Annotated in this window: 10 protein-coding genes; 4 read left to right on the top strand and 6 right to left on the bottom strand. The window is 43.6% G+C overall.

Annotation, left to right across the window (positions count from 1 at the left end; all coding sequences use genetic code 11):
* Positions 1-179 precede the first annotated feature (179 nt).
* The 4 genes from HXT26_RS00505 to HXT26_RS00490 all read right to left on the bottom strand — a co-directional run bounded on the left by HXT26_RS00505 (position 180) and on the right by HXT26_RS00490 (position 6,330).
* A complete protein-coding gene (locus tag HXT26_RS00505; RefSeq protein ID WP_217431411.1) occupies positions 180-2,927 on the bottom strand; it encodes a TIM-barrel domain-containing protein in 2,748 nt (915 codons plus the stop codon).
* A gap of 126 nt (positions 2,928-3,053) precedes the next feature.
* Entirely contained in the window at positions 3,054-3,860 is an 807-nt protein-coding gene (locus HXT26_RS00500) for a carbohydrate ABC transporter permease (protein ID WP_032835185.1), read from the bottom strand.
* A 101-nt stretch (positions 3,861-3,961) separates the two neighbouring features.
* Positions 3,962-4,897 carry a carbohydrate ABC transporter permease gene (locus HXT26_RS00495; RefSeq protein ID WP_004118448.1) on the bottom strand — a complete coding sequence of 312 codons (936 nt, stop codon included), beginning with the start codon at positions 4,895-4,897 and terminating at the stop codon, positions 3,962-3,964.
* Positions 4,898-4,944: 47 nt separating this feature from the next.
* Positions 4,945-6,330: an extracellular solute-binding protein gene (locus HXT26_RS00490; RefSeq protein ID WP_004118447.1), complete on the bottom strand. Its 1,386-nt coding sequence runs from the start codon at positions 6,328-6,330 to the stop codon at positions 4,945-4,947.
* Between the two features lie 273 nt (positions 6,331-6,603).
* Here HXT26_RS00490 and HXT26_RS00485 point away from each other — a divergent pair, with 273 nt between their 5' ends.
* Positions 6,604-7,629 (top strand): LacI family DNA-binding transcriptional regulator, encoded by a 1,026-nt coding sequence (locus tag HXT26_RS00485; RefSeq protein WP_004118431.1) that lies wholly within the window; start codon positions 6,604-6,606, stop codon positions 7,627-7,629.
* A gap of 148 nt (positions 7,630-7,777) precedes the next feature.
* Here HXT26_RS00485 and HXT26_RS00480 read toward each other — a convergent pair whose 3' ends face one another.
* Positions 7,778-8,614, bottom strand: a complete 837-nt coding sequence (locus HXT26_RS00480; RefSeq protein ID WP_004119097.1) for a TraX family protein — start codon at positions 8,612-8,614, stop codon at positions 7,778-7,780.
* A 77-nt stretch (positions 8,615-8,691) separates the two neighbouring features.
* Positions 8,692-10,392, bottom strand: a complete 1,701-nt coding sequence (locus HXT26_RS00475) for an alpha-amylase family glycosyl hydrolase (protein ID WP_004104790.1) — start codon at positions 10,390-10,392, stop codon at positions 8,692-8,694.
* Between the two features lie 258 nt (positions 10,393-10,650).
* Between HXT26_RS00475 and HXT26_RS00470 the strand changes: the two genes are divergently transcribed.
* The 3 genes from HXT26_RS00470 (at position 10,651) to HXT26_RS00460 (ending at position 14,366) form a co-directional block, all read left to right on the top strand.
* Positions 10,651-11,880 carry an extracellular solute-binding protein gene (locus tag HXT26_RS00470; protein WP_064340169.1) on the top strand — a complete coding sequence of 410 codons (1,230 nt, stop codon included), beginning with the start codon at positions 10,651-10,653 and terminating at the stop codon, positions 11,878-11,880.
* Positions 11,881-12,039: 159 nt separating this feature from the next.
* Positions 12,040-13,446 (top strand): carbohydrate ABC transporter permease, encoded by a 1,407-nt coding sequence (locus tag HXT26_RS00465; protein ID WP_004104794.1) that lies wholly within the window; start codon positions 12,040-12,042, stop codon positions 13,444-13,446.
* Positions 13,443-14,366, top strand: coding sequence for a sugar ABC transporter permease (locus tag HXT26_RS00460; RefSeq protein WP_004104797.1), 924 nt, complete (start codon positions 13,443-13,445; stop codon positions 14,364-14,366). The genes HXT26_RS00465 and HXT26_RS00460 overlap by 4 nt, the downstream gene beginning before the upstream one ends.

The following is a 14,366-nucleotide window of genomic DNA, read 5'->3' as shown; positions in this document are numbered from 1 at the left end:
AGAACGTTTCAATATTGCTAACTTAGCAATATGCAAATGCTGCAGGTAGATGTAACAAAATTATGTGAATTTCATCACACTACCGTGCAGCATTTTAACACTTCTACAGAAAATCTGTTAATTTATCCGGTATGTCAAGCTGTGAAACTAAGCAATTTTTGTTACTGACGCAGATTAAATCACTCAACCGAGCGCAGCAAAATCTCCTCAAGCGCATGCTTCACAGAAACAGGCAGAGTGCAACGCCATTGCGCCCACTTCACTACGGAAGGCTGATCAGTTGCGTAAGCGTTAAGCATATCAACATTGTTGCGATACTTTTCTGCTTCCGATTCGTTTTCGTATTCAAGAGTTGAGATTGCAGCAATAGCGCCTGCACTTCCGTTAGCCTCGCTCACTGCATCAAAAGCCATTTCCTTACCGCGGTACGGCACTTGCGCTTGAAGCAGGAATCGGTAAGCGTCACCAACTTTAGGATCGGCAGCAACTTGCAATCCTCCGTCAACAATTACGCGAACTTCCGAACGAGCCGGCACGTCTTTTACAAAAACTGACAAGCTCAAAGTCGACTCTTCACCTTCGTAAGAAATCGCAAACTCGCCTGTGTTAAGCTCTTGGCTCCCCACAAACACGCGCACGTGAGCAAAATCTGCGCAAGCAACTCCTCTAAATACAACGTTCCAGTTGCGTTTTTGCGGTACAGATTCTACGGCAGCATCGTATCCTGCAACACCGGAAATAATGAATTGCGAAGAGCCATTGCCGTCTCGCCACACAAAATTCATACGTGTATCTGCAGTGTTTCCAGCAGACGCTGCAGCAAAGTCACCGTTATCTTCTCGCATTACGAACTCGCCGTCAGCTCCAGGGAATGCAAGAATTCGCAAAGCCCGCGGATTTTCAATGCTATTAACCGATTCAGCAGCATCAGCACTACGCTCGCAATCTGCAACTTCTGGCAAAACTTGCAGAGGCACAATTGCTCCAGCACGCGCAAAAGCAGGCACGCGATCAAGCGAGCGCCATGCTTCAAATCTGCGACCATTCAAGCCGCGAGACACATACCTGCGTCCGTCAAACAAATCGTACCAATCACCTTCCGGCAACCAAACTCCAGCACATCCGCGCAAAGCAGCCGCATCATTAGGCGAAACAATCGGCGCTACTATAAGCTCACTTCCAAAACGGTACTCGTTAGGAATTTCGTAAGCCATGCCGACTTCCGGCGACTGCCAGTACATTGGCTCAACAATCGGTCTGCCTTCAAAAGCTGCGCGATAATTCATCGTATAAACGTATGGCAAAAGTTCCGCGCGCAAACGAAGCATTTTCACCATTGCTCCGCGAGTTTCCGGAGGGAAATTCCACGGCTCTTTTCCAGCAAACGGCGAACAAGTCGAGTGCAAACGATTAATAGGACTAAACGCGCCGAAAGCGTACCATCGCGCTTCCAGCTCGTTATTTCTAACGCCAAGCATGTGTCCGCCAATATCGTGACTCCACCATCCGTAGCCAATATTGGAAGCTGTAGCAGTAAAGTAAGTTTGGAAAGCAAGCGAATCCCAAGTAGTAACGGTATCTCCCGAGAATCCAACTGGGTAGCGATGCGAACCAGGCCCAGCATAACGAGAGAATGTAAGCGGCCAGCGACCTTCGCGCGCAGCATCCTCATAATGCATGTGATTTAGCATCCAAAGAGGATCCAAACCAGGCTCGCGCGTCACGCCTCCCTGCTGCCAGTCAATCCACCAAAATCGCACGCCTTCATCTTCCATACGATGATGCATATTGAAGTAAGCTTCAACAAATTGCGGATTTGTTAAATCAAATTCCACAGCTTCACCGCTTGCAGGATCAATTCCCATCTCTCGCGCAACTTGCGGATAATCTTTTTCAAACGCACGCACGCCGTCGCGCGGATGCAAGTTCAAAGTTGGAGCCAAGCCAGCAGCGTTAAGTTTACGCAAAAAAGCGCGATGATCCGGGAAAAGTTCCTCATTCCACGTGTAACCAGTCCAACCGGAACCATATTTTGCATCAACATCCGTAACATGCCAATCCATGTCAATAACAGCTGCACTGAAAGGTATGCCTTCGCGTTTAAAACGATTATGCAATTGCAAATATTCGTCTTGATGGTAGCGATAGTATCTGCTCCACCAATTGCTTAGCGCAAAACGTGGAAGCAGCGGCTGAGCACCTGTGAGCTTATAAAGGTCTTGAATTGCTTGAATGTAGTGGTGTCCGTAGCCGAAGAAATACAAGTCTTTATATCTTCCAGCTTGCTCACTAACCTTGTGCGCACGCGACTTAACCCAAGCCCCATACGGGTTTGATTTACCATTTATTTCCTCAGCCGGAGCAATTTCGCAAGTTGCAGAATCATCTAAAATAGACCATCCATCGCGCGAAAGTATGCCTTTATCGAGCTTTACTGGGCCGTTCGCCTGATCCAAAGTTCTAAAAGTTCCAAGAAGATTTCCCGGGCAATCGTCGCCATAATGCCACGTATTAAACTGCGTACATGGCACTCCGCGCACAACAATACTTAAGCCTTCTTTGCTAAAAGCTTCGCAGTTATAAGTAAGGTGAAGCTTTTCAGTTTCTACTTCCAGCCATCCATTTTCGTTTTTATGCGCACTAAATTGTGGCTGAGCATCCGCGCTCTTCTGAGCAAAATTGCGACAAATCACAGTTTGCGTAGGATTGTCAACAAACTCTCCATCGTCACTCCACTCAAGACGCAACAGCGAATCTGTAATAACTGTAATTCGCCACTTTTCGCCCTTAATTACCTGACTATCCTGCGCCTTTGCATACTGCGAATTTGCAAGGTCAGCAAAAATTTGAGATTGCGAATCCGAATACGTCACAGCTTCACCGATAATTTGTGATTTATCTTGATTGCTTATATTTATCACACTCATAGCAGCACCTTTACTCAGTACGCAATGCCACACTGCAACATTTGTCACACAACATTTGTCATACAACACTTGTTGCACCACGCTTTCGCGCACAACACTTACGTATCTTCTCTTCACTTATGCGGGTTACTTACCGCTACCAGTGGAAATACCTGCAATAAACTGCTTTTGGAAAATTACGTACACTATAATAACTGGCACAATCGCCAAAGAAGTCGCTGCAAACAAGCCACCATAATCAGTGCCATATCGCCCAGTAAACACCTTCAAGCCCACTGCGAGCAGCTGCTTCTTTTCGTCCGAAATCATCAAGAACGGCCACAGATAGTCCTCCCAGTTCCACAAGAAAGTAAAGATGGCGAGCGCCGCAATCGTGTTATGGCTCATAGGAAGAATAATACTGTGGAAAATACGAAAATCAGATGCTCCGTCCAGTTTTGCAGCTTCAATGAGTTCGTCAGAAATACCTGTTATTGACTGACGGAAGAGGAAAATGCCGAAAGCGCTAATTAATCCCGGGACAATTAAGGCTCGGTACGTATCTTGCCAACCGAAACTTGTCATCATATCGTACTGCGGAATAATAGTTACAGCCCACGGAACCATCATGGTGCTCATCACTATACCAAAAAGCAAATTACGGCAACGGAAACGCATTTTTGCAAATACATATCCCAACACTGCGCTGGTATAAATGGCAATTACCGTTTTTGCTACAGCAACAAACAACGAGTTGCAGAATAATCTCAAGAAATCAAATTTTTCCTGAATACCAACGTAGTTATCAAACGTACTAGGCATAGGAAATAGTCCACCATCGACACGCACAATATCACTATTTGGTGCAAATGAAGAAATGAACATCCACACAAATGGAATAATTGTTAGCGCAGAAAGCAGAAAAAGAAAAATAGTAAGCGACCAACTCAACACAGCATGACGAGTGCTGCTTCTTGCACAGTTACGTAATTTTTTCACAATACCCCCCTTAGCCGGCACCGTAACAACAACTCCAGTCGTTTCCGTTTTATTGCTCACACCAACTCACCGTCCTCAGAAGCTTTGAACATGATTATCGTGAGTACGCCAGTAAAGATAAAAAGCACTACGCTCATGGCTGACGCAATACCAAAGTTATACTTTTGGAAGGCTTGATCAAAGATCAAGTAGCTAATAGTGTAAGTTGCTGTTCCTGGGCCACCGTTAGTCATAACTAAAATCTGCACGTAGGCTTGCAGGTAAGCAATCATTGACGTGATCACAATGAATAACGTTGTAGGTTTGAGTAGAGGCAAAGTAATGCGGAAGAATTTTTGCACACTGTTAGCACCATCAATATCGGCTGCTTCATACACATCTTTGGGAAGGTTCATTAAGCCTGCTAAATATAGCACGGTTGCGTAGCCAAAATCTTTCCAAATGGTCATGATAATAATTGCCGGCATGGCCCAAGTAGAACTGTGCAGCCAATTAATATTCAATCCCGTAACTTTATCAATCATGCCAAACTGCGGATCAAACATCCACATCCACACGAAGCTTACTGCGACAAGTGGTGTAATCGTTGGCATATAAAATAGGCCACGCAGCGAATCTTTGCAATGCACGAGCTTGGAGCTGAGCAACATTGCCAAACCCAAACCGAGAATAATGCGGAAAATTACGGATATTGTCATGAAAATAGCTGTATTACCGATTGACTTCCAAAATAGGCCGTCGGTTAAAATCTGTTTGAAATTATCGAGCCCAACCCAGTTGTACGTTCCAACCAACGGATTCCACTCGTGGAAGCTGCCGGCAAACGCTTTATAAATAGGATAGGCAAGGAAAATCGCGAAATAAGCAACCAGAAATGTCACTGCCACATTGCGAAATGAGAAGGTTCGAGACAACGCAGCGGTTACTTTTGCTATACCACCAAATTTTTTCCCTAGAGGAGTTGAATGAGATTTCTGATCTAATTGTTCCATGATTTCCCTTGCCTTACTTGAAAGAACACACTTCAGTTTATGAATCTTTACTTGTGTTCTTTGAAGAATTCATACTTGCTTTCTGCAGACTTAAAGTTGGAATTCTTCATGTCTTTTACCATGGTCGCCTGTGCTTCTTTTACTGCGGAATCAATAGATTGACCATTTTGCATAACGTTTTGGAACGCTGCCTTGCTGCTGGTTTCCACCGTAGAAGGAGTGATGCCTGGCCAAATCAACCTATTCACGCGAGGCTGAATAGCCGCCATTACCGGGGCCTTAAGAATCTCTGGATCGTTCTGTAGCGATTTCTTCGCTGGGAACGAGTTCAGATGTTTCACTGCAGAGCGAATAAAAGCGTCGTTAGCGAGAATGAACTTGATAAAGTCTTGTGCCACGGCCTGCTGTTCTTTACTTTGGTGAGCGTTGATTCCTGGAGTAGATTCGCCATTGTAGCGATCATAAGCGAATGGCGTTTCTTTCGTGAATGTTGGAGTTGGGAAAATACCGTATTCTACGTTCGGATATTTTTCTTTCAGTAGGCCTTCAAGCCAACCCCAAGCGTATACCATTCCGGATTGTCCGTTGCCAAAACTTTGCGTGTAATCAGTACCGAAGTCTGTTGCAATAACTTTGTCTTTGTCGTACAAATTCTTTAGGAATTGCATGTTTTCGCGCGTAATTTTGTTGTCAAAATTAGGCTTTTTGCCACTTTTATCGAACGCAAGTTCGCCACGTTGATAGTTCAAGCCTTGGTTGATTGCAGCGTATGCATCACCATTAACATTGAAACCGGCTTGTACCATTTTGGAACCGTTCCACTTGGTAAGTTTCTTTGCCACCTCGCGCAACTCGTCCCAAGTCGTAGGAATATCTGCTTCTGTTAAACCGGCTTCTTTCCAAAGCTTTTTATTGTAGTAAATATTGCCAGTATTGATGACCGAGTCAATATACTTTACTTTTCCGTTGGAATCTTCGTGTGCAACAGAAGAGCTGTAGTCAGCTTCCATTGCTGCCTTGTCAACGTTGTAGTCGGCAGCGTATGGGCGTATAAGCTCATCCTTGGAATTGTGAATATTGAACAGAGCTGGGCCGCTTTTGCCTTTGAGTGCTAACGGTAGTTTTGTCCAATAATCGTCCCAAGCAACGTTCTTCGTTTTGAACGTTACGTTAGGGTAGATTTTCGTATACTGCTTGATCATATCGTAGATTGGGTCGGTACTACTGTCTCCCCAGCTCCAATATTCCAAAGCAATTGGCTTGCCTTGATTAACAAGATGGTTAGGGTTATATTTCAATGCTTCACCCATTACCGGCAAACCTTTATCTTTTTTTGTGTCGGTTACACCGGCAGAATTGCTGCCACACGCGCTAACACTAGCAAGCATGCCTAAAACAGCGACACATGAAATACATATTTTTCTAATGTTCATTGTTACTCCACTTCTTCGTGAAATTAATGGGTAAAATCTATAATATTGCGAAAAGTTTTCACTGGTCAAACAGAAAAAATGTGAATGTAAAGGTTTTCATTTCGAATCCGTTAAACTGCACCATTTTTGCGAAAATAAATACTTTTTTACCCGCGTGTCTAAAAATGTAAACCTTTACATTTATTGTATTTACATAACACTTATATGTTCTTTTTGAAGGGTATATATAACACTCTTCATATTTGAGCAAAAACAAAGAACAGAAGAAATAAAATGTCAAAAAACAGTATTAGCGATGTAGCTACGCTAGCAGGGGTTTCCATAGCCACTGTCTCTAGAACTTTCGCTCACCCAGACAAAGTAGCGCCAGCAACACGAGCAAAAGTTACGCAAGCAGCAGAACAACTCGACTTTACTGTATCAAGAACCGCAGGAGTACTGAAATCAGGCAAATCATACCGCATAGCACTACTTATTGGTAGCAGTCGCATAGAATGGTTTAGTGCTTCTATTATTGAAGGATTAAACGCTACGTTGCACGCAGCCGGATATGATCTAGTAATTTATTCAGTAGATGGTATCGAACAGCGTAAAACTTTCTTCAAAGAACTACCTTTACGCGGTAATACTGATGCCGTAATCGTATCTTCTTTCGATATCAGCAACAATGAGGCAGAGCAACTTCAACGCATAAAGGTACCTATTGTGGGCATTAATTGTGTAGCGTCTAAAATTCTTTCTGCAGCAATCAGCATTGACGATACTGCAGGAATTAAACTTGCAGTGCGCCATCTCACTACTTTAGGCCACAAAAAACTACTGTATGTTTACGAACATTTTAATTCACCACTTCGCTTCAGTTCTTCGAGACGAATTACCAGTTTTGAAACGATATGCAACGATACACCAGGAGTTCAAGGGAAAATCTTACCAATTGACTTTGGAGACAATCCCTTAGATGCCACTATTTCAGAACTATTTTCAAGCAGCAACCCTCCTACTGCACTGTGCTTTCACCAAGATTCCACAGCTATACCGTTCCTGTTTCGTTTACAAAAACTAGGCATACGAGTGCCAGAAGATTTGTCTATTATTGGTTTTGACAATAGTACTTTTGCAGAAGCATTAGGCTTAACTACCATTCGACAAAATCCATGTCTGATGGCTCAGCAAGCCGCAAATATTGCTTTAGCACTTATTAACGAGCAGCCAATTACAAGACGCCATATTACAGCTCCGCTTCAGCTTCTAATCCGAAACTCAACTGGTCCTGCCCCAGACATTACATCTGCAAACTGATTAGCGAATCAGATTAGAAAACTAGGTTTAAACGCTATGCAAGGCGTAGTACCAAACTCGCTTTATAGCAAACCCTGATTTGCTATAAACCCTGATTTGCGGTAAAACTCGCCTTACAAACAAATCCAAAAACTGCTACGAAATGTTTTCAACGCAAGAATACTGCAAACACTGACGCAATGATCAACATCAGCGGATACCACACATACATAACACAACGGAATGTCGTCGAGTTTTTAGGACCATCACCATAAGCGCTACGATAATGCAACACAGCCACACCAATACCAGGTGCAAGCATCGACATAGCACCGAACATTCCTGCAGTCATCTCCATAGTAATTTCGCGCTTTTTTAATAATTCAAAAAGAAGTACGAAAATAAGCAAAGTTACACCGCCGAAGAAAATTCCATGCTGCACAAAAACTTTTCCTATCAAATTCCAAAGAAGACCCGCAATGATAAGCACAGTAATAGCAAAACCTTTACTAAATCCGCTTAAACGCTCCCTAATTGTATCTATACTCGAAAGTACAAATAGTGCGATAACCATTGCAAATACAGGATTTTGCGAACGCATGTCGAACAAACATTTTGAATTCACCAAATCGTATGGAACTTCGCAGACCACTGCTAAAATCAGCAATCTTAACATGTAAAGATTCAAATTATGAGTATTGTGATATCCGCGTACTAATATCCACGCATACCATGGCACTGCAGTCCAGCTTATAAATTCGCAAACTAATATGACTGTCAATGCAAACATATTATTGGTTACTGTTCCGCCGAACATTCGTGCAATTACTGTGTTACTAAATGCGCCTAGCATAAGCATAAAAGCGCCGAGCATTTTAAGTTTATTGAGCGTGATTCCAGTTTTTATGTTACGGTCAGCACGAATTGGTTTGCCGTTTGCGTCAAGCATTTCCTTATTCGCGTTACCGCTATCACGCATTATTGCTTTACCACTATTAATACCCATTGCACGTCCTTGTTTATTTGCGCATACCTAGTTTATATAAACTTTATCTGTAGTTACGTATCTAACTAACCTGTAATTTACATTCCAAACACTGCAAAACTTTGAGCGCCGAGTGTTAAGCAATCACCATTAACTGATATTTCTCCAATTTTCAGTAATGGATTGTAAGCAGATTCTTGCGTAAGATTCGCTAATGCTTCTAATGAAACTGTTTCGCTATTTACACCTGGGTTCATAACCACAATGCTTCGTTCCACAGCTGATTCTCCTACGTCACCTTTTGCGCAACGCTCGTAAGCAAAGCCGCGGCCGTCAACCGGAGCATACAAAACTCTCCAAGACGCGTCAGCTTGCAAAGATTTGCGACTATGGCGAAGCGCAATAAGCGAGCGCACCCACGAAAGGAAGGAATCTTCGCAATTAATTTGCGCAGAAACAGTTGGAATTTCACCACTTTCCACTGCTTGTTTTCGAGAATTTGCGCAAGTTCTTCCGTCTGCTCGCGCTTCAACAGGCAAGTATAATTTAGATTTTGCAGCCATCGAGAAGCCAAAATTCTTTGCATCGTCCCATTGCATTGGCGTACGAGTGCCCGTACGAGCGTAGCCGCCTTCTTTTGTTGGAATATCGCGATATTTCATGCCAATTTCGTCGCCATAATACACGAATGGCACGCCTGGCATAGTGAGTATCATGCCGAAAGCCACGCGACGCTCACGATCGCCAAGACGCGGAGCAAGACGCGGCGTATCGTGATTGCACGTGATGAAACTAAAGTAACCTTGCGAATGGGTTGACTCATATTGTGGGCAATAATCGTCTAAAAATGGGCAAATACTGCCGCCGCCGTGCGCATTAAAGTAGCTGTGATCATGCTCAGGATTGCCGTCTAAAGCATTATCAACATCACGAGCTAAACGTGCGTAACCGTTAGGGTTTCCATCCCAGCGCCAATTCAAATAGAAGTCCATGTCGAATCCTGCAGTAAGAGCCTGACGTGGTCTGCCCCATTCGGACACAAAAGCAGCCTGCGGATACTCTTCTTTCACAGTGCCAAGCATTTCCTGCCATGCGCGAATTGTATTGTCTTTGCCAAGGCTTCCTTCGCCATTATTGTCATCGTTTTTTACAAGCGAATCAGCCATATCAACTCGGAATCCATCCGCACCAAGCGAAAGCCAAAATCGCATAATATCAACCATTGCAGCGCGAGTTTCTGCCGCTTCTTTGGAATCTGGAGCGGATTGCCAAGCTCGATCCCTATGTGCAAAACCGTAGTTTAATGCAGGCTGACATTTGAAGAAGTTTAGAATATAAGTGGCGTCACGCTCAGTTTCACCGCCAATAAACGGCATAGAATAGCCGCTAAACGCACTGTCTGTCCAAATATATCGCTTGCTAAATTCGTTTTCTTCAGCTTTCGAACTTTCCTTAAACCACTCGTGTTCTTCACTCGTATGACCCGGCACTAAGTCAAGCAATATGCGGATTCCTCGATTGTGAGCTTCACTAAAAAGCTGCTTTAAATCTTCGTTCGTTCCGTAACGCGCAGCTACTTTTTTGTAGTCGCGCACGTCATAGCCCGCATCTTTAAAAGGCGAGTCATAGCAGGGATTAAGCCAAATTGCGTTGCAACCAAGCGATTTTACATAGTCTAACTTTTCGATAATTCCTTGAATATCGCCTATGCCATCGCCATTGGAATCACAAAAACTTTGCGGATAGATTTCGTAAAAAACCGCGTCTTTAAGCCACTGAGCATGATCGTATAATGCCATTATTTCACCCTTCTAGCGTTGTGCTACTTAGTTTACACACAACCACTTGAAAAAATTTATAGGGCAAAATATACAGACTAACCCGCCACTCATTTGCAAACGACACGATATCCGTGTATACTACACAGTGCTTACGAACGGATTTGTGAGACTTGTGACGCTGCTCTACGCAGCAATCGCGATGTTGCGCCACAACGGAGTCCGTTACTACGCCACCAAATGATATGCCGGTTTTTGGCATGATATAGGAGGTCAAGGATGACGAATATTAAGAAGATGCTGGGTGCAGGTCTTGCAGTTGCTACTTTGTTTGGATTTGCAGCTTGCGGTTCAAGCACTAACAATAGCGATAAGAAGGCTGCTGATTCAGCACCTGTTCAGCTCACCGTTTGGGGTTCTGCTGACGATCAGAAAGATGGCGGCTGGATTAAGACTGTTGAAGCAGAATTCAAGAAGGAAAATCCAAACGTTACTTTCAAGAACGCTGTTGTTGAGCCACCAGACGCTGCTAAGGCTGTTAAGCAGGATGCTAAGGCTGCTGCTGATGTGTTCCTCTTCCCTAACGATCAGCTCGGCGACTTGGTAAAGGCTGGAGCAATCGGCGAATTAAGCGATGACGCCACAAAGCAAGTTAAGGAACAGAACGAAGATACTTTGATCAAGTCTGTTACCGCTCAGGACGGTAAGCTTTACGGCGTTCCTTACACCGGCAACACTTGGTTCATGTACTACAACAAGTCCAAGTTCTCCGCTGATGACGTTAAGTCCCTCGACAAGATGCTTGAAAAAGGCAAGGTTTCATTCGATCTTGCTAATGCTTGGTATCTCCCAGGCTTCTACCTCGATGGCAATATGACTCTCTTCGGCGAAAGTGGAAACGATGCTAAGGCTGGCATGAAGCTCAGTGATAAGGCTGCTGAAGTTACCAAGTACATTGCAACAAAGCTCGTTGGAAACGAAAAGCACTTCGTACTTGATGGAAATGGTCGCGGCTTGGCTGGCTTGAAGGACGGCTCCGTTGATGCAATATTCTCCGGTTCTTGGGATGCAGCCAAGGTTAAGGACGCCTTGAAGGATAACTATGCTGCAGCTGCTCTTCCAACCTTCAAGACTGAGTCTGGCGAGCACCAGATGAAGTCCTTCGCTGGTTCTAAGGCTGTTGCTTACAACACCAACACCAAGTCTCCAGAGATGGCTGCTAAGTTCGCTGCATTCTTGGGCTCCAAGAAGTCCCAGCAGATTGCTTTCGAAAAGGAAGGTGCAATTCCTTCTGACAAGTCCCTTGCTGACAGCGTAAAGGCAGAGCCAGCTGCTGTTGCTCAGATGGAAACCATTGCTAAGACTTCTGTCTTGCAGCCAGCAATTCCTGAAATGGGTAAGTTCTGGGATCCAGTTCAAGCATTCGGCACTTCTATCTCCACCGGTAAGATTACTGGCGATAATGCTGCCGCGCAGACCGCAGAATTTGCTAAGGGCCTAGAGAAGTAAGTAAACAAAACTTACTCTAGCCAACAAATCTAAATAGATGCATAAGCAGTGTTTTATGCACTTTGAGTAAAACAATGCGCCCCAGCCCCCGCTCCGGCAAGGGGTGGGGCGCATTGTTTATCTTCTACAAAATAATTTTGTTTACATGAAAGGCATGTCATGACTGGCACGACATCCACAAAGCGAGAAAGACGCCAGAAGAAGACGTCAACTGCAGAACGCTTTGCTCCTTCACCTTATTCACTGAAAGAGGCTGCAAAACATGCGGACATTCTTTCATGGATTTCTGTTGTTATATTTGGCTTTGGCAATTTTGTCCGCAAGCAATACATCAAAGGCGTTATATTCTTAGCGTGTGAAGCAGCTTTATTCGGATTCTTATTTACAATTGGATTGGATTATCTTCCAAAAATTAACACTCTTGGCACAGTAGAACAGGGCAGAGTTAAAGTCAACGGATTCTGGCGATACAGTGCGGGCGATAATTCTGTAGAAATTTTACTGTATGGAGTTATGTCGATATTAGCGATTGTATTGCTTGTATATCTGGCAACTCTCGCTCTTCGCAGCGCGTACAAAGCGCAATCTGTAATGGCAGACGGCAAGAAGCCACTTAATTTCATTGATGATGCTAAGACTCTTCTTGACGAAAAAGCACACGTCGGTTTTATGACTCTTCCAACTGCTGGCATTGTGTTATTCACAATTTTGCCATTGTTCTTCATGATTTCTATGGCTTTCACAAGCTATGATGAGAATCATCAACAAAAATTCAGCTGGATTGGGTTAGACGTTTTTTCTCAATTCTTAACCGGAAAAAGTGATTTAATTAAAGCTGACGTATTCTTTGACGTATTAATCTGGACTCTTGTTTGGGCATTCCTTGCAACCTTCCTGAACTTCTTCCTCGGCATGTTCATTGCAATGATAATCAATAGAAAGTCCACTCGTCTTAAGGGATTGTGGCGAACTTGCTTCTCACTTACAATTGCAGTTCCACAGTTTGTTTCATTGCTTATTATGAACAATATGCTTAGCCAGAACGGTGTTATTAACATTGTCTTTAAGCAAAACGGTTGGATACATCAAGAGCTTCCTTTCCTTACGGATGTAACTTGGGCTCGAGTGACGGTAATTCTTATCAATCTTTGGGTTGGTATCCCATTCACCATCATGCAGATTACAGGTATCTTGCAGAACGTTCCTGCAGAACTTTACGAAGCTGCAGAGCTCGATGGCGCAGGTTGGTGGCAACGTTTCATGAACGTCACAATGCCATACATCATCTTTGTTATGACTCCATATTTGATTACTACCTTTACTGGCAACATCAATAACTTCAACGTTATTTACCTCTTAACAAAAGGTGGCCCAGCAAGTAGCAAAGTCAACAGTGCAGGCGGCACCGACTTGCTTATCACATGGCTCTACAAGTTGACTGTTGACCAGCAAAACTACAACGCAGGTGCAGTAATTGGTATTTTGACATTCATGGTACTTGCCGTCGTAGCACTGATTACGTATCGCAACTCTGGATCTTACAAGAATGAGGAGGGATTCCGGTGAGTGATAAAACTACAACTAAGAACGAAGAAGCTGTTGTAAAGAGCACTCGTAGTGTTTCTTTCCTTAAAGATCAACATGTCAGAAGAGTAATTGGAGATACTTTCTCGCATCTGTTCTTGCTGGTGTTGTCAGTTATTTGGTTGATTCCAATCTTGTGGGTTTTGTTAGAAAGCTTCAACAAGAACACTGGTTCCTATCAGAAAACCTTCTTCCCAACTGAATACTCACTAAATAACTATATAAAGTTATTTACCGATACCGATGACATTAATTTCCCACGAATGTTCCTCAACACTTTGATCGTGTCAATTTTCGTGTGCATTATTTCTTTGGTGTTTGTGTTAGCAGTGTCCTTCTGCATGTCTCGTCTCCGTTTCAAAGGACGTAAGACATTCATGAATCTTGCTCTGATTCTTGGTATGTTCCCAGGTATCATGGCTGTTATTGCTATCTACTTCATTTTGAAGGCTCTTGGTTTAACAAAAGGTTCGATTGTATTAATCGCACTTATTATCGTTTATTCTGCAGGTAGCGGTGCTGGCTTCTACATTATGAAGGGCTACATGGATACTATTCCAAAGTCTTTGGATGAAGCTGCATACTTGGATGGATGCACAAAGTGGCAAGTATTCTGGAAGATTATTGTTCCAATCTGCAAGCCTATGATTGTGTTCCAAGCAATTACTGGATTCTTGGGACCATGGCTAGACTTCGTTATGGTGAAGACAGTAGTGAGAGACAATAAGGAAAACTACACAGTTGCTTACGGATTAATGGAGATGCTTACCAAAAAGTATCTACCTGATTGGTACGCTGCATTCGCGGCAGGTGCTGTGTGCATTTCCATACCAATCGTAATCCTGTTCATTATTATGCAGCGCTTCTACGAAGAGTCCATGTCTGGCTCCGTTAAAGGCTGA

The organism is Gardnerella sp. DNF00497B (assembly GCF_049262725.1).
Lineage (GTDB): Bacteria > Actinomycetota > Actinomycetes > Actinomycetales > Bifidobacteriaceae > Bifidobacterium > Bifidobacterium leopoldii.
Note: the sequence above shows the minus strand (reverse complement) of the source record. Positions and strands in the feature narration are given on the sequence as shown.